Source organism: Zunongwangia sp. SCSIO 43204 (assembly GCF_019904275.1).
GTDB classification, from domain to species: Bacteria; Bacteroidota; Bacteroidia; order Flavobacteriales; family Flavobacteriaceae; genus Zunongwangia; species Zunongwangia mangrovi.
Map to the genome: position 1 here is coordinate 205,350 of NZ_CP063204.1, position 23,122 is coordinate 228,471.

At 36.2% G+C, this 23,122-nt stretch carries 14 protein-coding genes; 5 read left to right on the forward strand and 9 right to left on the reverse strand.

All coding sequences use genetic code 11. The annotated features are described in order from the left end of the window. Nucleotides 1-32: 32 nt before the first annotated feature. The 5 genes from INR75_RS01070 to INR75_RS01090 are packed head-to-tail and all read right to left on the reverse strand — an operon-like array spanning nucleotide 33 to nucleotide 4,965. Nucleotides 33-722 (reverse strand): YjjG family noncanonical pyrimidine nucleotidase, encoded by a 690-nt coding sequence (locus INR75_RS01070; RefSeq protein ID WP_223090413.1) that lies wholly within the window; start codon nucleotides 720-722, stop codon nucleotides 33-35. After that, complete coding sequence (locus INR75_RS01075) at nucleotides 709-1,998, reverse strand: polysaccharide deacetylase family protein (protein ID WP_255584610.1); 1,290 nt, start codon at nucleotides 1,996-1,998, stop codon at nucleotides 709-711. Before INR75_RS01075 ends, INR75_RS01070 begins: the two co-directional genes overlap by 14 nt. 11 nt (nucleotides 1,999-2,009) lie before the next feature. Beyond that, a complete protein-coding gene (gene radC / locus INR75_RS01080; RefSeq protein ID WP_223090414.1) occupies nucleotides 2,010-2,708 on the reverse strand; it encodes a DNA repair protein RadC in 699 nt (232 codons plus the stop codon). 49 nt (nucleotides 2,709-2,757) lie between these two features. Beyond that, nucleotides 2,758-4,110, reverse strand: coding sequence for a UDP-N-acetylmuramate--L-alanine ligase (gene murC, locus INR75_RS01085; RefSeq protein ID WP_223090415.1), 1,353 nt, complete (start codon nucleotides 4,108-4,110; stop codon nucleotides 2,758-2,760). A gap of 54 nt (nucleotides 4,111-4,164) precedes the next feature. Then, on the reverse strand, nucleotides 4,165-4,965 hold the full coding sequence (locus INR75_RS01090; RefSeq protein ID WP_223090416.1) for a tetratricopeptide repeat protein: 801 nt from the start codon (nucleotides 4,963-4,965) through the stop codon (nucleotides 4,165-4,167). Between the two features lie 282 nt (nucleotides 4,966-5,247). Between INR75_RS01090 and INR75_RS01095 the strand changes: the two genes are divergently transcribed. The 4 genes from INR75_RS01095 (at nucleotide 5,248) to INR75_RS01110 (ending at nucleotide 19,006) form a co-directional block, all read left to right on the forward strand. Continuing rightward, nucleotides 5,248-9,984 carry a gliding motility-associated C-terminal domain-containing protein gene (locus INR75_RS01095; RefSeq protein ID WP_223090417.1) on the forward strand — a complete coding sequence of 1,579 codons (4,737 nt, stop codon included), beginning with the start codon at nucleotides 5,248-5,250 and terminating at the stop codon, nucleotides 9,982-9,984. Nucleotides 9,985-10,006: 22 nt separating this feature from the next. Then, nucleotides 10,007-10,945, forward strand: a complete 939-nt coding sequence (locus INR75_RS01100) for a type IX secretion system membrane protein PorP/SprF (RefSeq protein WP_223090418.1) — start codon at nucleotides 10,007-10,009, stop codon at nucleotides 10,943-10,945. Nucleotides 10,946-10,956: 11 nt separating this feature from the next. Further along, the gene (locus INR75_RS01105) at nucleotides 10,957-12,567 is read left to right on the forward strand and encodes an OmpA family protein (protein WP_223090419.1); all 1,611 of its coding nucleotides are present in this window, start codon (nucleotides 10,957-10,959) and stop codon (nucleotides 12,565-12,567) included. A 205-nt stretch (nucleotides 12,568-12,772) separates the two neighbouring features. After that, nucleotides 12,773-19,006: an MG2 domain-containing protein gene (locus INR75_RS01110; protein WP_223090420.1), complete on the forward strand. Its 6,234-nt coding sequence runs from the start codon at nucleotides 12,773-12,775 to the stop codon at nucleotides 19,004-19,006. Here the strand turns inward: INR75_RS01110 and INR75_RS01115 are convergent. The 4 genes from INR75_RS01115 to hpt form a co-directional block, all read right to left on the reverse strand. After that, a complete protein-coding gene (locus INR75_RS01115; protein WP_223090421.1) occupies nucleotides 19,003-19,530 on the reverse strand; it encodes a DUF4136 domain-containing protein in 528 nt (175 codons plus the stop codon). The genes INR75_RS01110 and INR75_RS01115 overlap by 4 nt on opposite strands. A 150-nt stretch (nucleotides 19,531-19,680) precedes the next feature. Beyond that, nucleotides 19,681-20,697, reverse strand: a complete 1,017-nt coding sequence (obgE, locus tag INR75_RS01120) for a GTPase ObgE (protein ID WP_223090422.1) — start codon at nucleotides 20,695-20,697, stop codon at nucleotides 19,681-19,683. A 14-nt stretch (nucleotides 20,698-20,711) separates the two neighbouring features. Next, nucleotides 20,712-21,284: an adenylate kinase gene (locus tag INR75_RS20555; RefSeq protein ID WP_092543211.1), complete on the reverse strand. Its 573-nt coding sequence runs from the start codon at nucleotides 21,282-21,284 to the stop codon at nucleotides 20,712-20,714. Nucleotides 21,285-21,294: 10 nt separating this feature from the next. Continuing rightward, complete coding sequence (gene hpt / locus INR75_RS20560; protein ID WP_370629870.1) at nucleotides 21,295-21,825, reverse strand: hypoxanthine phosphoribosyltransferase; 531 nt, start codon at nucleotides 21,823-21,825, stop codon at nucleotides 21,295-21,297. Between the two features lie 120 nt (nucleotides 21,826-21,945). Here hpt and INR75_RS01135 point away from each other — a divergent pair, with 120 nt between their 5' ends. Continuing rightward, complete coding sequence (locus tag INR75_RS01135; RefSeq protein WP_223090423.1) at nucleotides 21,946-23,106, forward strand: 5-(carboxyamino)imidazole ribonucleotide synthase; 1,161 nt, start codon at nucleotides 21,946-21,948, stop codon at nucleotides 23,104-23,106. Nucleotides 23,107-23,122 lie beyond the last annotated feature (16 nt).

Consider the following 23,122-nt stretch of genomic DNA (forward strand, 5'->3'; position numbering starts at 1 on the left):
AAAATAACGAATATCGATCGTATTGCCTTATTTTAAAGATATAGATTGAGGTTCTTTAAATTCTTTATCCCTATAACATTGTTGTATGCCGACTTATTGTAATAATCAAAATAAATAGTTTGTAAACCAAAATCTGCTGCACCAATAATATCAGCTTCATAATTATCGCCAATCATTACCGATTTTTCTGGTAAGGCATTAGCTTTCTTTAGCGACATTTCGAAAATAGTGGGATGTGGTTTTTTAACTCCGGCTTCTTCAGAAGTTGTTATTGTATTGAAATAGTTTAGAATATTGGAATTCTTCAATTTTTTATGCTGAACTTCTTCAAATCCATTAGTAATAATATGGAGTGTATATTTTTCAGAAAGATAATCAAGAGCTTCTACTCCGCCGTCCAGTAGATGATTATATTCAGAAAGATAAAGGATATAATCATTAGACAACTTATCGATAATCGTGTCATCAACCGGGTAAGAAACCGCCAAAAATGAATCCTTTAACCTACCGTAACGCAGCTTTTCTTTAGACACCAGATTCTTGCGATAATTTTCCCAATAGTCGAAATTGATAGGTATATAAACCTCGAGAAACCTAGAAAGTTCTAAGTCGATTTTATTTAATTTGAAAATATATTCGAAAGTGAGCGCCGAGTTTTTATCAAAGTCCCACAAAGTGTGATCTAAATCGAAAAAAACATGCTCTATATTATTCAATTTCATGAATTTGCTTTAATAATGAGTAATATCGTTTGTTATTATAATATTCAGAAAAGTCTTCATTTTTAAAGATCGCCCTAAACGTCCCCCCAACATTCTTCACTCGTTCGTGGATTTTAGCAACCTCTTTTTTTAATTCTTCGGAAGAATATTTTTTACCAACATTCGAATTAAATATATACGGATGGATTTGAAGCGGACTCGTAATTTCCATATTTATATCGTAAAATAAATAGGAAGAACAGGTTCCTGCTCTAAAGCCAAGGTCATCTGGATACCCCATCGAATAATCATTCTCAAACTCTAATTCTGCCAACGTATTAAAATGTTCTGGAATACCAAGATCGTAACTGGCGTTCAAAATATTTTCAAGTGGATAATGAATGATGTTCTCTAAACGAAATTTTTCGCTTTTTAAAACTTTTAAAGTTTGTGAAGAATAATGACCTAAAAGCAAACCGATCTTCGCATAATCTGAAACATATTTAATATTAGATCGATACGGAATCCTATTGTAGTTGATATTGCGATCATAAAGTGTGAAATCTGCCACTTTAAACATGAAAATCGTTGAAAGAGAATGCTTTTTTATAAGATGAACCAGATCATCAAATACATCGAAAGGATCTTTTTTAATTTTCATCCAAGACTTAATGCGATCGAAAAAACGATGAAAATGAAGCTTTACAAGATCGTTTCCCCAGCCCACCATACTTCTAATAATTCCCTTATTATTAAACACGAAGCCATGCTCTACACCGAATATACTTTCTACCTGAAATTCAATCTTTTTGAATTCCATTTCTGGGAATTTTTGCCGCAAAACCTGTTTAAACTTTTGCGCCCAAATATCGACCACCGGCGTTTTTAAAAAGCTCTCCCTAAAAGCCAAACTTTCTGAAACAGGGAATCTACCTGCTTCATCCTTTACGTGAGGTAAATATTCTTCGTAACGCGTTAAGAGGTAAAAAGAAGCTGCAAAAATATCGAATGGTAAATCACTATTATCACTTACCGGAAAGAAACAAACCGTATTTCCCCAGGGTTGCACTTTAATCTCTAACTCCCCAAAACCATGCTCTAATAAAATATCTGTATTCTGAATAAAAAATTCGTTTCCTAATGCCTGTTTCCCGTAAGACATTTTAAAGCCATCATGAGCTACAAACTCCTCGATTTTAGAAGTAAATTTAATCTGAACCCCAAGCATGTTTGTACAGATATGCTTAAAGATATAGATGATTCTAGGAGTAACTTTTTGGGTGTAGACCAGTAGCATTAAGGGTAGTTTTATAAGATCGCTTCGTCTGCAAAGCTAAAATAGGACATTTCAGTTACAATTAAATGATCCAGCACTTTTATATCAAGACTTTCTGAAGCTGTTTTTAATTTCTGGGTTAAATTCTTATCGGCCATACTGGGTTTTAAGGTTCCTGAAGGATGATTATGTGCCAGGATCAAAGCAACTGCACCAAGTTCTAAAGCTTTCTTTAAGGTAAGCCGAACATCTACCAAAGTTCCTGTAATCCCGCCTTTACTTAGCTGAAGTTTATCGATCACCTTGTTAGAATTATTCAAATAAATGATCCAAAATTCTTCGTGAGGCAATTCCCCAATTATGGGTTGCATTAATTCGAAAACAGATCTGCTTGAGGTGATTTTGGTTCTTTCCAGAGCATTTTCTAAACGTCTTCTTCGACCTAGCTCTAAAGCCGCAATAATCGTAATTGCTTTGGCTTCACCAATTCCATTAAATTTACAAAGCTGATTAACTGAAAGTTTTCCTAACTCACTAAGATTATTCTGCGTAGAAGCTAAAATTTGCTTGCTTAATTCTACGGCGGTTTCCTTTCGATTACCAGAACCTATTAAAATAGCGATCAATTCAGAATCACTTAAAGCAAGTTTCCCTTTTCTGAGTAATTTCTCGCGTGGCCTATCATCTATCGCCCAATTCTTAATACTAAAACCTTGTGACTCCTCTCCCATCCTGTTAAAATACAACAGATTAGAAAAGGAATAAAGATTTTAACCAATTTTATAATTCGGTTACAAAATGCTCTAGATCAATTCCGCCGTAATTTCCGCTACTCATAAATAATAATACAGAATTATCGAAATTCGATGTTTTAAGATGTGTTTCTAATTCTGAAGTTTCTGTAATAATGCTTAGATCTTCGCGTTCAAAAGCAGATTTTATAGCTTCAGCAGAAATGGGTTCTAATTTTTTATGCGCAACCGCTTCAGAAGAATAAAATACAATGGCTTTATCTGCAGCATCGAGTGAATTCTTATATTCAGCAATAAAACTTTCATTCAAACTGCTGAATGTGTGCAGCTCTAAACAAGCGATAACTTTTTTTTCCTGAAATTGTTCCTTCACGGCTTTTACACTCGCCTTTACTTTAGACGGACTATGAGCAAAATCTTTAAAGGCTATAAAATCCCCAGATTCTTTAATTTTCTGAAGTCTTTTTGAAGCTCCTTTAAATGTTGAAATTGCCTCGTAGAAATCTTCTTCATCGATCCCCATATGTTGGCAAACCCATTTTGCGCCGGCAAAATTGCTAAGATTATGTTTACCAAAAACTTCTAAAGGCATGTCCCCTTCTGGAGTTACCAGGATTGTTTCACCATCCTCGATATAATATTCTGGCGTTTGATAAGCATGTTTTCTAATAGGATTTGTACTATTTTCAACGATATTTTTAAGCTCGGTATCCTCTTCGTTATACACCAGGATTCCGCCGTTCACGATCTTATCCACAAAAATGCTGAACTGCTCTACATAATTTTCGTAAGTTGGAAACACATTGATGTGATCCCAGGCAATACCACTTAACAACGCAATATTAGGCTCATATAAATGGAATTTTGGCCTGCGATCTATTGGAGACGATAAATACTCATCCCCTTCAATAACAATAAAATCATTATCATCATTTAGCTGAATTGTATTTTCTATTCCCTCTAATTGTGCACCAACCAAATAATCTACATCTCGATCGTGATAATGCATCACATGTAAGATCATACTGGTAATTGTTGTTTTACCATGAGAACCACCTATAACAACCCGAGTTTTGGTTTTAGACTGCTCGAAAACAAACTCGGGATAAGAATAGATTTTTAAGCCTAATTCCTGAGCTTTTAGTAATTCTGGATTATTTTTTCTGGCATGCATCCCAAGAATAACCACATCAAGATCCTTTGTGATTTTCTCTGGAAACCAACCAAATTTTTCAGGTAAGATTTCGCAGTTTTGAAGTGCAGTTTTTGAAGGCTCAAAAATAGCATCGTCACTTCCCGAAACCTTAAAACCTTTTTTATGCAGTGCTATGGCCAAAGCGTGCATCGCGCTCCCTCCAATAGCTATAAAATGAATGTTCATTATATCAATTTTCAGCAAATGTAATTATTGCTTTTATAATCGCGAAGTGAAGACTTACATATCCTGAATATCTTCTTGAAGTTCTAAAGCAATTTCAGCTTTAGCATCATAGTCTAAAGACTTTGAAATATATTTTGTTGCAGCCTTCTTATTTCCTCTTTTTTCTGAAAGTTGTGCTAACTTAAGATAAGCCTCTGCAGGTGTTTTTAGATCCAGGTAATTAAATCCCGAAATATATTTCTTCATTAGCCTATCAATCTCTGAAGCTGCAACCTGATAACGAACAGCTTCCTGTGCCAATTCAAAATACATATAATTACGCAAAATAAGAGATGGTTTGGCTTGAGATTTCTCAATAGCTTTCTTTATCATTTCTCCTGAAATCTCCTCTTTATCTTTATAGGCATAGATAGCAGCCATTGCAATGCGATAATCAAGTTCATTTAGTTCTTCCAACTTTTTTGTGTGCGCTAAGGACTTATCAAGGCCTCCACCTAAAACAGAAGGTAATTCTAGGTACAATTGCGCTAAAGCTCTTCGACTCTCTATATGCTCTGGATCTAAAGCAACCGCTTTTTCTAAATATTTCTTAATATCCGGAATTAGGAATGCTGCCTGAAACTTATTGATTTCCATAGCTTTCATCCCCATAGCTCCACCCATTTTGAAATTATACAAGGCCGAGTTTGGATGTAATTCTACAAGTTTTTCGTAATAAGATATAGCTTCGTCCCAGTGTTTTAAATGGCTATTTATGTCGCCTAAATACAACTTACCAAACTCGGAGTCACTATGATTTTGTTCTAAAATCTCTAGAGCCACTGTATAATTATTTTGCTCTAACTGAAATTTCACAGATTTTAGATTTTCCTGACCAAAAATTGAAAAATTACATCCCAAAATGAAGAGAAAAAAAAGCGCTTTTAGCTCCAAACGTTAATTTTTTTAAGAAATTGACTACTATTTTTAAGAATTATATCCAAATGATTTTAACACAAAATCCAGAATTAGGGGAAAAATACTAATTAATAGTAAATACAGAAGGTTTTACAACGCAGATATTAAAAATTATTATAATATTTGTGCTACAAACAATTTAAACTTTATTATTTATTATTCGAATTTAACACCTAGCCTATGCAAAATTTTACTTTGAGGATTAGGGGAACCAAATTGTTCCTTCTATCCTTTGTACTATTTATGGGAGGTTTGTCGATGTATGGTCAAAGTGATTGCCCAACACCGACAGGCACCCTAGACACTCAGTCTTTCTGCTATCTGCAAACTGTTGATGCAATTGTTACTGATGGTACAACAATTTACCGATCGGAAGACGGAACAACCCCTGTTCCAGATAACGAACTACTGGAGGATGGAGTTACCTATTTTGTTGGTAATGCTGACGGAACTTGTACAACAAGACTTCCCGTTACTGTTACAGTAACTTCTTCTCCAGCCCCAGTAACTGGATACGGAACTACTTTTTCTCCTGCTTTAGGATCTACTGCAGATTCTTATGATGTAGATGATTTAATCGCTACCCTTCAAGATGATAATCCAGGGGACAACCTTGTTGTTTTTGCAGGACAGTTTGATGAAACTCCTTTAGCCGGAAACACCGAATTAATTGCAGAAAACTCTTACTTTGTCGGAATCGACAATGGAGGCTGTCCATCTGAAAGATTAGCAATGCGTTACGATCCTATCGTTGCAGTTGCTCCTACCGGAGATGCTGCACAAACTTTTTGTGACGGTGCTACTGTTGCAGATTTAGTTGCTCAGGGAACAAGCGAAAATACAACAGCTATCCGTTGGTATAGTACAGAAACTTCAAACCCTAATTTGGGTGATGATGTTGTATTAGTGAATGGAGAAACTTACTATGCTACCCAGATTATCAACAATGTTGGTTCTGCTTTACCTCCAACAGAAAGTGAAGAGAGATTTGAAGTTACCGTTACCGTTATCCCTCCTGTAAATGCTGGTGATGACGCTAGTACTGAGGTATGCTCAAATGACGCTTCTCTAGATCTATTTACTCTTCTTTCTGGAGATGCCGATACAGATGGTACATTTACTCTAGACGGCGCTGATATTAATGGTCAATTTGATCCTGCAAACTATACTGCTGGAACATATACAATTACATACACTGTAGCAGATGATTGTACTACAGATGATGCTACATTTACAATAACACTTACAGATCAACCAGAAGCTCCGGTTGTTGCAGACCAGGAGTTTTGTGAAACTGACAATGCTACTGTAGCTGACCTTGGTACAGATGCTGATGTTTCAGTATACGATGATGCTTCACTAACTACTGAGCTTGATCCTACTACTCCATTGATGTCTGGAACTTATTATGCGGTTGCAACTAATGGTTCTTGTGTTTCTGAAACGACTGAATTCGAAATAACTATTTCTGAACAGCCGGATGCTCCAGTAATCGCTGATATGGAATTCTGTGAAACTGATAACGCTACTGTTGCCGACTTAGGTACAGATGCTGATGTTGCTGTATACGACGATGCTTCGTTAACTACTGAGCTTGATCCTGCTACTCCATTGACGTCTGGAACTTATTATGCGGTTGCAACTAACGGTTCTTGTATTTCCGCAACGACTGATTTCGAGATAACGATCTCTGAACAGCCTGATGCTCCAGTTATCGCTGATATGAGTTTTTGTGAAACTGAGAATGCTACTGTTGCTGATCTAGGCACAGATGCTAATGTTGCTGTTTATGATGATGCTTCTTTATCAAGTGCGTTAGACCCATCTACTGCTTTAATGGATGGAACATATTACGCTGTTGCAACTAACGGTTCGTGTATTTCTGAAACTACAGAATTTAACGTAACAATCACTCCTGCTGTGGCACCAGAAGCTGGTGATGATATGGCATTTGATGCTTGTATCAATGATACTGTAGACTTAACAGCATACTTGAGTGATGACGCTTTATCAACTGGTGAATTCACTGGTGATGGTGTTACAGGTTCAACTTTCACTGCTACTACTGCAGACACCTATACTATAACATATACTGTAAATGATGCTAACAGCTGTGTTCCTGGAGGAACTTCAGATTCTGCTACATTTACGATCACTGTTAATAATCCTACTCCTGCTGATGCTGGTGAGGATATGGAAATCTCTGCTTGTGTAAACGAAAATGTAGACCTTCTTTCTTATTTAGCAGATAGCACAAATGCTTCTGGTGAATTTACAGGCGAAGGTGTTACAGGTTCAACTTTCACTGCTACTACTGCAGGAGATTACACTATTACTTATACGATAGATGACCAGGATAACTGTGTTACTGCTGGAACTTCAGATTCTGCTACATTTACGATCACTGTAAATACGCCTTCTGATGCTGAGGCTGGGGACGATATGGAAATCTCTGCTTGTGTAAACGAAACTATTATGCTTGCTGATTACCTAAGTGATGACGCTATTACTTCTGGTGAATTCACCGGAGATATGGTAACTGATGGGATGTTTACTGCTACAACTGCAGGAACTTATACTATTACCTATACTGTAGATGAAGATGATACTTGTGTGAACGCAGGAACTTCAGATTCTGCTACTTTCACTGTTACAGTTAACGCTCCTACAGCTGCTGAAGCTGGTGAAGATGATGAAATTTCAGCTTGTGTTAATGAAACTATCGACCTAAGTTCTTACTTAAGTGCTGATGCTAATACAACTGGCGAATTCACTGGTGATGGTGTTACAGGTTCAACTTTCAATGCTACTACTGCAGGAACATATACAGTGACATATTCAGTTGATGATGAAGACTACTGTGTAACTACGGGAACTTCAGATTCTGCTACATTTACGATCACTGTTAATAATCCTACTCCTGCTGATGCTGGTGAGGATATGGAAATCTCTGCTTGTGTAAACGAAAATGTAGATCTTCTTTCTTACTTAGCAGATAGCACAAATGCTTCTGGTGAATTTACAGGCGAAGGTGTTACAGGTTCAACTTTCACTGCTACTACTGCAGGAGATTACACTATTACTTATACGGTAGATGACCAAGATTACTGTGTTACTGCTGGAACTTCAGATTCTGCTACATTTACGATCACTGTAAATACGCCTTCTGATGCTGAGGCTGGTGACGATATGGAAATCTCTGCTTGTGTAAACGAAACTATTATGCTTGCTGATTACCTAAGTGATGACGCTATTTCTTCTGGTGAATTCACTGGAGATATGGTAACTGATGGGATGTTTACTGCTACAACTGCAGGAACTTATACTATCACTTATACAATAGATGAAGACGATGCATGTGTTGCTGATGGTACTTCAGACACTGCTACTTTCACTGTCTCAGTTAACGCTCCTACAGCTGCTGAAGCTGGTGAAGATGATGAAATTTCAGCTTGTGTTAATGAAACTATCGACCTAAGTTCTTACTTAAGTGCTGATGCTAATACAACTGGTGAATTTACTGGTGATGGTGTTACAGGTACATCATTCACTTCTGCTACTGCAGGAACATATACAGTAACCTATTCAGTTGATGACGAAGATTACTGTGTAACTGCAGGAACTTCAGATTCATCTACTTTTACAATCACTGTTAATGAGCCTTCTGAAGCTGAAGCTGGTGATGATGCTGCATTTACTTTATGTGTAAATGAAAGCGTTGACCTATTTGAATACTTAAGTGACGACGCTATTACCTCTGGTGAATTTACTGGAGATATGGTTACAGATGGAATGTTCATGGCAACAACAGATGGCACTTATACCATTACTTATTCTTTAGATGAAGATGATACTTGTGTTACTGCTGGAACATCAGATTCCGCTACCTTCACAATCACTGTAAACCCAGATGCTAATGCAGGTGAAGATGTTACGGTTGCAGATGGTATTTGTGTTGCAGATACAACTGTAGATCTAAGCATGTACTTAAATGGTGCTGATGATAACGGTATTTTCTCTTTAGATGGAACTGACCTTGCAGATGCTAATTTCGATATTAGTACGGCTGGTGTATATGAATTCATTTATACGGTAACTAATGATTGTGGAACAGATTCTTCTACTCTAACAATTACTGTTAATGAAGTGCCTGATGCACCTGTTGTAACAGATGGCGATTTCTGTGCAATCGACGGCGCAACTTTCGCTGATCTTGATATTACTGGAGATAATATTGGATATTACACAAGCGCAGATGCTGATCCAGATAATATGATCGAATCAACCGATGTTCTAACTTCAGGAACTTATTACGTGACTCAAATGAGTGCTGCTGGTTGTGAATCTGAAACAGCTGCTATTACAGTTACTGTTAACGATCCAGGAACTCCAACAATCGATGCTAGTCAATTTGAAATCTGTGAGTACGACGAAAGAACTGTCGCTTATTTAACTGATGGAATTACAAGTGGTGGAGATATCACGTGGTACGATGCTGCTGAAGGTGGAAGTGCGATTAGTGAAAGCGCTCTATTGGTAGACGGCATGACATACTATGCCAGTGCGTACAATAGCACGACAGGTTGTGAGAGTGCTGTAAGACTAGCTTATACTGTAAACTTTACAGACTGTACAATTAGATTCCAAGAAGGTATTTCACCTAATGGAGATGGTCTAAATGATACTTTCGACATCCAATATCTTGAAGATGAATATCCAAACTATGCGATAGAAATCTATAACAGATGGGGTAATATGGTTTACAAAGGAAATGCTAGTACTCCAAACTGGGATGGTACGCCAACTGAATCTTCTCTTGGAGATGATGTACTACCTGTGGGAGTATACTTCTACGTGATTGAATTTAATGACGGATCAACTCCTGCTAGACAAGGAAAAGTATACTTAAGCAGATAATCAGGATAAACACTAGAAAGAAATGAAAAATACAATCACAAAATATCTAATATTTATAGGCATTATCCTTTTTTCTGTAAAAGGTATGTCTCAACAAGATCCAGTGTTCACACAATACATGTATAACATGAGCGTGGTGAACCCTGCATATGCCACAGATGATCCCGGGATGTTAAATCTTGGAGGTATCTATAGAGCTCAGTGGGTAAATGTTGACGGTGCACCTCGCACCGCCAACTTCTTCGCTCACACTCCTATTAGCGAAAGAATCGAACTTGGTTTAACCGTAGTTCATGACGAAGTGGGAGATTGGGTAAAAGAAAATAATATTACTGCAGATTTCGCTTATGTTTTACCATTAAGCCAAAACAGCAAATTATCTTTTGGTGCCAAAGCAGGGATTACAACTTTCGATTCTAACACAAATGGAATCGTTCTTAATAATCCATTAGACCCGGCATTTCAAAATTACAGTGAAGCATTTCCTGTATTTGGTGTTGGTGCATTCTGGTTTAGTGAGAACTATTACTTAGGGGTTTCTGCTCCTAACCTATTTACCTCTACTCACCTTGAAAATTCTCAAGGAATCCAGGGGATTGGTGAAGAAGCAATTCACTACTACATTACTGGGGGATACGTTTTCGATCTTAGCCAAAATGTGAAGTTAAAACCTGCATTTATGGCTAGAGGAGTTAAAGACTCTCCAATATCTGTAGATGTAACTGCAAATGTTCTTTTATACAATCGCTTAGAAGCTGGTCTTGGATATAGATTCGACGAATCTGTAACAGGATTAGTGAACTTTAAGATCACTCCTCAACTTCGTGTAGGATATGCTTACGATTATACTACTACGAATTTTGGGAACTACAACGACGGTACTCATGAGATCATGGTATTGTTCGATATAGATTTATTCGGTTTAAACAAAGGATACGACAAGTCTCCTAGATTCTTCTAAAAAAGATTAATATGAAAAACATTTATAGCACATTAATAATACTTCTTGTAAGCATCGCAGCTTTCGGTCAAAAGGCCGAAATTAGGAAAGCAGACAAGCTTTTTGCTCAGCGTGCTTATGTAGATGCTGCATCGACCTACGAAGGTGTGGTAGACAAGAACCAGGAAGTTCTTCAGAATCTTGGAGATGCCTATTTCTACACAAATCAAATGCAAAACGCAGCTGAAGTTTATGGAACATTATTCTCTAGACATGAAGCTACAGTAGAGCCAGAATACGAATTTAGATATGCTCATTCTCTTCGTGCTACAGGCCAGGATGATGAAGCAGATAAATATTTCGCTTCTTATTATGATAAAGATGTAGATATTACTGAATTTGAGGAAAGCATTGTAGACTCTAGCAACCTTTACATCTACGAGCCAGAAATGCTTCCAGCTGAAAATGCTGCATCTTCAGATTTTGGAATCTCTTATTTTGGTGAAGACAAGATCACTTTTGCTTCAACCAGAAATACTGCTCGCCCTATCTATCCTTGGAACAAGAAACCTGCATTAGATCTATATACAGGTGAAATTTCTGAAGAAGGTGAGATCAGTAACATTGTTCTTTTCTCAGACGCTATTAATACAGACGAGCACGAAAGTTCTGCTGTATTTAATGAAGAAGGAACTGTTATGTACTTCGATAGAACTAATGAAAAGCGTTTTAAAACTGAAGAAGGCTTAAGAGTAGCTAACATCAGAATTTATAGAGCTGAACTAGTTGGTGACGAATGGACAAATGTTGAAGCACTTCCTTTTACAAGCGAAGAGTTTTCTACAGAGCATCCTGCACTTAGCCCAGATGGTTCTACACTTTTCTTTGCTAGTGATATGCCAGGAGGACAAGGTTCTTTCGACCTTTACAAAGTAGCGATCAACGAAGATGGGACATATGGAACTCCAGAGAACTTAGGTCCTGGAATTAACACTGAGCATAGAGAGCAGTTTCCTTTTGTAAGTGAAGACAACATTCTTTACTTCGCCTCAGACGGTCACCTAGGATTTGGTAATCTAGACGTTTACAAATCTGAAGGAAATTATACTGAAGCTGAAAACTTAGGAAGCTCTGTAAACAGTGCTTATGATGATTTCGCTTTCATCATTAACGAAGGTGAGAAAAAAGGTTTCCTAACTTCTAATAGAAGTGGTAACGATAATCTTTATTCTTTCACAAGAACTAAGTATGTTAAGAAAACAAGACAAATTGATATTCCTCACGAAAACAGAATTTACTTTGAATTCGATAAATCTAAAGTAACTGAAGAATACCAGGAAGTTCTTGATAAAGTAATCGACATCCTTAAAGGTAGCGACGCAACAGAGATCAAAATTGCTTCTCATGCTGATGCCAGAGGTACTGAAGAGTACAACCTTAAATTGTCACAAAGAAGAGCCGATGCTACCAAAGACTACTTAGTAGCTCACGGTATTTCCTCTGAAAATATTACTACAAAAGGATATGGTGAATCTCAACCAGTAAATGATTGTACTGAAGAGAGAGGATGTTCTGAAGAAGAATATGCTAAAAACCGTAGAAGTGTAATTACATTTACTACAATGGAAGTTGTAGAAGACTAATTACATTCCTAAAAACAATTTAAAAGCTCCGGTAATCCCGGAGCTTTTTTTATTTACAGACTTTTTCGTAAAGTAGCTCAAGCCAAATTCATGAGGAATTTATTAGAAAATATTTTAACTTAGAGACAAATCTCGGAGCATTTAATCTCGATTATCGAGTAAATTACAATAGACTTCCCTACCCGTCATCAATAAATCATCTACCATGAAAAATGCATTGGCAATTCTCATCTTTTCTATCCTTAGCACGTACAATATTTTTGCCCAGGATTTTTACGAAAATCAATGGAACAAAGTTGAAGAACAGGAAATATTAGGGAATACCAAAACAGCAAACGATCTGGTTGAGAAAATTGCAACAAAGGCGAAAATCGATAAAAATGACGCTCAATCGATAAAAAGCCTTTTCTATCTTTCAAAATTTGCAATAGACTTACAAGAAGAATCGGCTACTGCAATAACCACAGAAATTCATGAAAGAATACAAGATGTAAATCCTGTTGCTCAACACATTTTATATTCGATTTTAGCCGACTTTCAATCGCAATATCTTCAGAAGAACGCTTACCGAATTCAGGATAGGACTAATGTTGAAAATGACACTGCTAACTTTCAGTTTTGGAGTACAGAAAAATTTAATTCAGAAATAATAGAAAATTATCGAAAATCGATCTCAGAAAAAGAAAGCCTGGAAACCACCAATATCGATAAATATTCCTACTTGCTAGACACGCTTCATCAGCCAACAATACACTTCGACAATGTTTACCAACTGCTCATTAATCGAGCATTAGATTACGGAAAAAGCAACAATCGATACCTTTCCAAAAATTCGAAATCATTTAAGATCACTAAAGAACATTTAGTTCCAAGTGATAGTTTTATAAAAATCGATTTATACACTCACGAAGAATTTGATAAACACTATTTCACTTTAAAATGCTATCAGGAACTTGAAAAATCTCTTCTAAAAAATAACGAAAATCAACTTCTAGCTTATTTTACCCTAGATCGCTACAAATACATCAAATCGAGAATCGCTATTTCAGAAAGTGATTTTTTAAAAGCATTGAACGATCTAGATTCTAAATTTGAAGATAAACTAGCAAAAGATCTCATCGCTCTCGAAAGGGCACTTACACTAAAACAAAGAGCAAGCAAACAAGATTTCCCCGACGATAATATCAATGCGATTTCCATTGCAGAAGAAATTGTACAACATGGTTTCAATTCTTATCTTAAGAACAACGCACAGAATATTATTACAGATATCACAAAAAAACAACTAAGCGTTCAGGTAAATCCATACCAAAGTCCGCAGAAAAACTTTCCAATTTTTATTTCATACACTAATCTGGACTCCCTGCAATTCCAGATTTACAAATTGAACAAAACAGATTTCAGCTTTTTGGATAAGCACAATTTTTATGCGGAAGAACAAAAAATTAAACTCAAAAAACTATTAAAGAAACTCGATTCTGAAACTAAAGAGTTTTCAAATTGGATCAAGCTACCTAACAAAAGTCAGCACTTTAAAAGAACTACACAAGCAATTGCACCTAAACTTAAAATTGGCAAATATGTAATCCTACTTAAAGATAAAAGCCTCGACAATCTATATGCGTTAAAAACGATTCAGGTAAGTGAATTAAGTTTAATTTCCAATCAGGATGAAAGTATCGATCTAAAAGTAGTGAATCGCGAAACTGGTGAACCCATCGCAAATGCGAATATTAAAGCAACTTTTTCATCTTACCAAAGCAACAATTCTTATGAGAAAACATCAAATAGTGATGGAAATTTAAGTTTTCCAGCTCCAACTAACCGGCTTCGAGATATCGAATATCACATTACAAAAGATCAGGATGATATCATTTTAAAAGATCGCTATTCGTATTATCGAAATAATTACGGAGTCCAAGATAAAGAACGCGGATTCCTATTTACAGATCGTAGTTTATACAGACCCGGCCAGCAGATTTATTATAAAGGTGTATTAGTTTCTAAAGAAGGAGATTCGAGCAAAGTACTTTCCGGTAAAAAAATAGCGATTCGTTTTTTAGATGCTAACCGAAACGAAATTGAAAAAAGACAGGCGAAAACAAACAATTTTGGTAGTGTTTCTGGAAACTTCGAAATTCCAACAGGCTTAAAAACCGGGCAGTTTACCATCCAAATTCAAGAAGATAGCGATAAAGAAAGACCAAATTTTTATGCCACGAAAAGAGTTTCTGTAGAAGAATACAAAAGACCTAAATTTAAAATAGCAATTAAACCTGTCACTCAATCCTTCGCTTTAAATGATTCTGTTAACATTAATGGATATGCTGAAAGTTTCTCTGGAGCGCGCTTAAGTCATGCTAATGCAACTTATCGAATTCTAAGATTTGAGAATTACGGTTATGCATCTAGATACAGAAAAATTAATCCCAAAGAAATTGCCAATGGAGAATTACAAACAGACGAAAATGGTGATTTTCAGATTAAATTTTTAGCGAAAGCTGAAGCCTCCGAAATTCAAAACCCAGACCAGATCTACACGTATAGTATTGAAGTATCGGTAACCGATATTAATGGTGAAACACAATCTGAAGAAACTACAGTAAATGCCGGAAACAAGCTAAACATTCTTAGTATTTTGGATAATGGTATATCTTATAAAAAAGATGGAATAAATTTTATCCCAAAAGTCACCAATCTCAATTATGAAGATGTTGATTTGCCCGTAACGGTAGAAATCTACAAACTACAAGCTCCTGAAAGGATCTTAAACTTTGGTAATGACTTACCTAAACCGGACACTTTAAATATCAGCAAACACGAGTATAAAAACCTTTTACCACATATTGCATATTTGAATGAAGATGAAAAATCGAACTGGAAAAATGGCAAACTATGGTATGAATCGACAGCAAGTTCTAATAAAAAAATTACGCTAAAAAACATCAAAAGATGGCCGGCAGGAAGCTATAGAATCATCCTAAAAACCAAAGACAAAAAAGGAAATAAGATCGTTCAAGAAAAGATTATCGAATTAAAAGAAAGGCAGGCAAAAAAGGCTTCAGATAATCAACTTTTTGAATACATAATCGCAAATAAAGATTTCACCGAAGATGGTTTTATTGAAATTTCTTTACTCACCGCTGCTAAAGCTTTATATGTAAATCTGGAAGCTTATGTTGAAGGCAAAGCTGTTTTTCAGCAATACATCGATCTAAAAAAAGGAGCTAAAAACATCGAAATTCCGATTAAAGATTATGTTGGAAAAGAAGTCAGTTTAAGATTCAGCAGTATTAAATATAATTCGACTTTTACAAGCACGGAGCGCATTCAGCTAAAAGACAAAAAACCACAACCTGAAATTATTCTAAGCACTTTTAGAGATAAGATCGAACCAGGAAAAAAAGAAAAATGGAGTTTAAAAATTATACAAAAAAACAACAAAGATCAATTTGAAGTTCTCGCTGGGATGTACGATGCTTCACTAGATCAGTTTAAAGAACATTCCTGGCCAGAGCACATTAATATTGGTGGTAGATATTACAGACTACCTAATTTAGATTTTCTAGAATTTTCTCCTGCAAATTTCAGTTTACATAACCGCAACTACTTCTATTTTTCCTACGAGCAAGCCAAATTGCCCAAACTAGATTATTTTGGATTTAGCTACAATAATACTCGAAAAGAAAATCGTGATTACCTGCTAAAATTACTGTTTAGAGGCAAGGATTTTACCACAGATTATGTTTCTAAAGGCGGAATTATTAAAGGCAAGGTAATCACCATTTCAGATCGAAAACCATTGCCTGGAGCAACGATCACTATCGAAGGTTCAAACACTGGGACGCAAGCTAATTATGACGGCGAGTTTGAAATTAAAACCAAAAAAGGAGATCAATTAAAAGCATCTTTTATTGGATTTCAAGCATCTTATTTTATCGAAAATGAAGATAAAAGTATTACTATTTTAATGGCTGAAGATATAGAAGCTTTAAATGAAGTGGTAACTGTTGGAAATTCTGTAAAGATTAGAGGTATGAGTTCCGCAGCGGTAGAAAAAGTTGCTATGGACATTTCTAGAGATCAGGTTTTGGGCTATTCAACGCAGGATTCTATATCTGGAGATCAAAAAGAGCTTTCGGTTAAAGCCAGACAAAATTTGAATGAAACCGCCTTTTTCTATCCAAATCTAAAAACCGATAAAGAAGGAAATATCAATTTAGAGTTTACTTCTCCTGAAGCTCTAACCCAATGGCGCCTAATGCTATTTGGACATAACAAAGAAGCTGAATCTAACTATAAAGAAGCTTTTACTGTTACCCAGAAAGAACTGATGCTTACGCCAAATGCACCACGGTTTTTAAGGGAAAAAGACAGCATTGTTATTACAGCTAAGATTAGCAATTTGAGTGACGAATTTTTAAAAGGAAAAGCGCAATTAAAATTGTTTAATGCTGAAGATGAATCGAGAATTGATACTAACCTCAGCAATACAAACGCAATTCAGGAATTTAATGTAGCAGAAAACGGAAATACGCAGCTAAGCTGGAAACTTTACATTCCGGAAGATTTCAACTTATTTCGCTATGAAATTGTCGCAAAAACTGATGAATTTGAAGATGGGGAAACCAATTTATTACCGGTGCTTAAAAATAGAATGCTGGTGACCGAGACCATCCCAATTTGGCTTCAGGAACAGGAAGAAAAAGAATTCAGTTTAAGAAAAAATGAATCTCAAACTTTACAAAATCACCAAATTACTTTAGAATATACTGCTAATCCGGCTTGGACGGTGCTTCAGTCGCTACCCTATCTTATCGATTATCCTTACGATTGTAGTGAGCAGACTTTCTCTAAATATTTCGCAAAGGCTATTTCAGAAAAAATACTGAAAGAAAATCCGGAAATCGCTGAAGTCTTGAAAAAATGGAATGAAAATTCAGCAACAAGCAATTTAGAGAAAAACGAGGAGCTAAAAAGTATTCTTTTACAGGAAACGCCCTGGGTAAATGATGCTAAATCTGAGACCGAAAACATTCAAAATCTATCGAAATTATTAGACACAAAAAACCTGCAATCTTACCTTTTAAAATTGCAGAATATGCAAAATGGCGATGGTAGTTTCCCGTGGTTTAAAGATGGACGATCTAGCTTTTATATTACCAGCCATATTCTTGGAGGTTTTGCGTATTTGCTTCAGAATAACTCGATAGAATTAAATAAAACTTCCGAAGAAATTATCGAAAACGGACTCGTTTTCCTTAAAAATTACATGTTAGAGCATCACGCTAATAAGTTTGATAATAACATTACCGGTACGCGATTCTCTCCAAACGAAATTCTATATCTCTACACCAAAACTATCCTGGCAGATGAATTTTACTTCGAGGAAAAAGAAGAAGATTTTATCGATAAAATGATACAAAATCTGAAACAAAACTGGCTTGATCTCAATCTACAAACTAAAGCTATGCTAGCCGTAAGTTTCAACAATTATTATGAAGAAGAGGAAGCTACAAAAATCGTCAACTGGTTTAAACAAAACAGTATCGAAGATGATAAGGGCGGTATGTATTTTAAAAATAATGCTGCAGGAAAGTTTTGGTATCATCATCCTATAGAAACACAGGCAAAGATCATCGAAGCTTTTGCAGCCGTAAATCCTGAAGATAAGGATATCGATAAACTGAAAAACTGGTTATTGCAACATAAACGTAAAAATAGTTGGGCAACTACAAAATCGACTACGATGGCGGTAAACGCATTTCTTTCTTACGGAAAAAACTGGATTAAAGAAAGTAGCCAACCTGAGATTAAAATGAATAATAAATCGGTTAAAGTGGATCCTATATTTACCGAAAAAAGCAATTTAGGTTACCTAAAGAAAACCTGGAACGATGAAAAAGAACTTCAAAAAATATCGAGTTTCAGTATAAAAAATAACAACGATGCCCCTGCCTTCGGCGGTATTTATAATCAATACTTTGAGGATTTAGATAAGATCGAGCGATCTAAAGGCGAAGAGATCATTATCAACAAAGCTTTATTTCTGAAGGAAAACACCAGCGAAGGCCCACAATTAAAATCGCTACCAGAAGTGCTAAAAGTTGGCGAATTAGTTACGGTGAGAGTGACCATTGATGTGAAATCTGATTTTGAATTTGTGCACTTAAAAGATATGCGTGCCAGCGGACTGGAACCTACAAGCGTACTTTCCAGCCATAAATATCAAGACGGGCTCCGCTATTATCAAAGTACAAAAGATGCGGCTACACATTTCTTCTTTGATTATTTACCTAAAGGAACTTATGTTTTTGAATATGATCTAAGAGTAAATAACGCTGGGGAATTTTCTAACGGAATTACGCAAATTGAAAGTATGTACGCCCCAGAGTTTTCCAGCTTTTCTAAAGGTACAAGGATTAAAATTGAAAATTAATCCTGTGGAGGGTATGCTTCTAGAGCTTTGGCAAAAACTTTATCGAATAAAGCCTGACGCTGATCTGGAGTTGCGTTGTAATTAAACTTTACCTCAACTTCAGCTTTCCAGACTAAGGCATCTTTCTCGACATCGATAAAATCGATAATAAACCGAACGTAATCTTTTGGGCCACCAAGCGGAATTCCGCCAGAAACCCCTACTCCAACATTTCCGCCGCCGCTTCCTACACCAACACCCAGCGTGTTATTGCTTTGTTCCTGAAATTTTTCAGTATACACATTAACGTATAGATCTGGTTTTTCTTCACCTAAATCTATGTTTTCCTGGCGCATAAAATGATCTAAACTGCTAATGATTCTTTTCTCGTCGAGCTGACTCATCTCGGTTCGAAAATCTGGGAATAGCTGATAGGTTTTATATTGATCGAAATTAGTTTGCGCATCATAATCGAAAGTGGTTCTTGGTGTATTGCAAGAAACCAGCAACAAACAAAATAAAATAAGTTTAGCGACTAACTTCATATTGGATAATTTTAAACTACTTTTTAAAATTAAGCAAAAATCATCCCACTTCTTAATTTGCACTAAACTTTGCAAAAAGAAGCTTTGAAAATCAACAATATCGACAAAAGCAGTTTACTCGATAATCGAGATTAAATGCTCTTAGGTTGCTCACTTCTTATCCTCTGGATCTTTATTAAGCATTTCCCAAAGCTTATCTTTAAGCTCGGTTAATCCTTGTTGCGCTACAGAGGATATAAACAGATAAGGCACCGGTAGATTCTCGTCTAATTCAGCTTTCAATTCGGCTTTTAGCTCGTCATCCAGCATATCGGTTTTAGAAACAGCCACCAAACGATCTTTATCCAGCATTTCTGGATTGTAACGTCTAAGCTCATCTAATAAGATTTCATATTCCTTCGCAACATCTTCAGCATCGGCAGGAACCAGGAATAATAATGTCGAATTTCGTTCAATATGTCTTAAAAAACGATATCCAAGTCCTTTTCCTTCCGCAGCACCTTCAATAATTCCGGGAATATCGGCAACTACAAAAGATTTGAAGTCACGATATTTTACGATTCCAAGATTGGGTTTCAGCGTAGTAAATTCATAATCGGCAATTTTGGGTTTTGCCGAAGTGATTACCGATAGTAAAGTAGATTTCCCTGCGTTAGGAAAACCTACCAAACCTACATCGGCTAAAACTTTAAGCTCTAAAGTAATATCTAATTCCTGCCCATCGATACCCGGTTGCGAGTAACGTGGTGTTTGATTGGTAGATGATTTAAAATGCCAGTTACCACGGCCACCCATACCGCCTTCTGCGATAATGATCTCCTGACCATCTTCGGTAACTTCATCTATAATTTCCTGGGTTTCGGTATCTCTAATTACCGTTCCCAAAGGCACATCTACAATTTCGTCCTGCCCATCGGCACCAGAGCTTCTTTGCTTACCTCCGTTACCGCCATGCTCAGCACGAATATGTCTTCTAAAACTAAATTCGAATAAGGTCCAAAGATTTTTATTTCCACGTAAGATCACGTGACCACCACGACCTCCATCTCCTCCATCTGGGCCACCTTTTGCCACATATTTTTCACGGTGTAAATGCGAAGATCCAGATCCTCCATTCCCCGAAGACACATGCAACTTTACGTAGTCTATAAAATTCCCTTCTCTCATTATCTAATTTCGAATTATAATTTATCGATCACGTTGCTAATTCTTTCGGTAATTTCTTCTACAGAACCTACCCCATCAACACCGTAATATTTGTCTTGTTTTTTGTAATACTCTTTTAAAATGGCAGTTTCTTCATAATACACCGTAATTCTGTTTCTAATCACAGCCTCATCTGCATCATCTTTTCTTCCAGAAGTTTTCCCTCTTTCTAACAAACGCTTCACTAAAACCTCATCTTCTACCTCTAAAGCGATCATTGCTTTAACTTCTGTTCCTTTTCCTTTAAGGGAATTTGCCAAAGCATCAGCCTGATTTTCTGTTCTAGGAAAACCGTCAAAAATAAAGCCTTTAGCTTCAGGATTTTTATCAACTTCAGCATTAAGCATATTAATCGTTACCTCATCTGGCACTAACTGACCTTTATCGATAAACGATTTTGCGGTTAAACCTAATTCTGTTTGATTTTTGATGTTGTATCTAAAAACATCTCCGGTAGAAATATGTACTAACTGATATTTCTCTTTAAGAATATCTGCCTGAGTTCCTTTGCCCGCTCCCGGAGGGCCAAAGAGTACCAAATTTGTCATGTGTATTTATTTACGATTTACGTTTGTATACAGAAGTAAGATTACGGCCAAGACCATCATAGTCTAACCCGTAACCTACTATAAATTCATTCGGAATTTCGATTCCTGTATAATCTAATTTGAATTTTTCGCGATACATGGAAGGTTTATGAAAAAGCGTTGCAACTTTATAATCTGCCACATTCTTTTCATTTAAAATCTGATCGAGTTCTTTAAGCGTGCCTCCAGTATCCACAATATCTTCTAAAATTACCACTTTCTTACCGGCTAAAGATTTAGTAAGCCCAATTAAGGTTTTTACATCTCCGGTAGATTCGGTTCCTTCATAAGATCCCAGCTTCACAAACTGAATGTCACATTCTCCTTTATATTTCTTCATAATTTCAGAAGAAAACATGAAAGAACCATTTAAAACACTAAGAAAAACTGGTTGCTCGTCTTTATAATCTGCATTTAGATTATCTGCTATTTTAGTGATTGCTTCATTGATTTCTTCCTCACTTACATAAGGTTCAAAAACAAGATCGTGTAGTTTTACCAAAACTTCAATTTTTTAAAGAAGCAAAGATAAGGAATCTCATTTACACCACTCTACCAATTTCTATAAGAATAAATAGGGCAATCTGATGTAAAAATTTATTTTTGCACAAACATCGCAAATATGATTAATTACTTTTCTTCAGATTTTAAACTAGGTATTCTTGGTGGTGGCCAGTTGGGTAAAATGATGCTTTACGATACCCGTAAATATGATATTCAGACTTATGTTTTAGATCCTAGCGACGAAGCTCCCTGCAAAATTGCTTGTAATTATTTTGAGCAAGGTGATCTTATGGATTATGAAACGGTTTTAAACTTCGGAAGAAAAGTTGATGTGCTTACTTTTGAAATTGAAGGAGTTAATGTTGAAGCTTTAAAAGCACTGGAAGCTGAAGGAATTAAAACCTTCCCAAGTGCTGCAACCTTAGAGAAAATTCAGAATAAAGCCGTACAAAAACAGTTTTATACTGAAAAAGATATTCCTACCGCGCCATTTAAAACCTATCAAAAAATAGAGAATCTTATCGCAGATGTTGAATCTGGCACCAGATCTTTACCTTTTGTTTGGAAAAGTGCAACAGGCGGTTACGACGGTAAAGGTGTTTCTGTGATCAAAGATGCTGAAGCTTTAAAAGAATTACCGGATGCCGAGTGTATTGCTGAAGAAATGATTCCTTTTAAAAACGAGCTTGCAGTGATTGTTGCCAGAACACCAAGTGGCGAGGTTAAAACCTATCCTGTGGTAGAAATGGAATTTCATCCAACCGCCAACCAGGTAGAATATGTAATTTGCCCTGCAAGGATCAAAGATCATGTTGCCGAAAAAGCAAGAGCCGTAGCACAAAAAGTATCTGAAGCATTTGAGCATGTTGGCCTTTTAGCAGTTGAAATGTTCCAAACGAAAGAAGATGAAATCTTGGTAAACGAAGTTGCTCCACGACCTCACAACAGTGGTCACTATAGCATTGAAGCTAGTTACACCAACCAATTTGAACAACATTTACGAGCTATTTTAGATTTACCATTAGGAAATACCGATAGTAAAGTAGGCGGAATTATGGTGAATCTTGTTGGCGATAAAGATCACGAAGGCGAAGTAGTTTACAAGAATATCGATAAGATCATGAAAATGGACGGCGTTACTCCGCATATCTACGGAAAAAAGATCACTCGCCCTTTTAGAAAAATGGGACATGTAACTATTGTAAACGAAAATATCGACGAAGCTAGAAAAGTGGCCGAACAGGTTAAAGGAGAAATTAAAGTAATTAGCAGAAGTTAGAAGTTAGAAGTTAGAA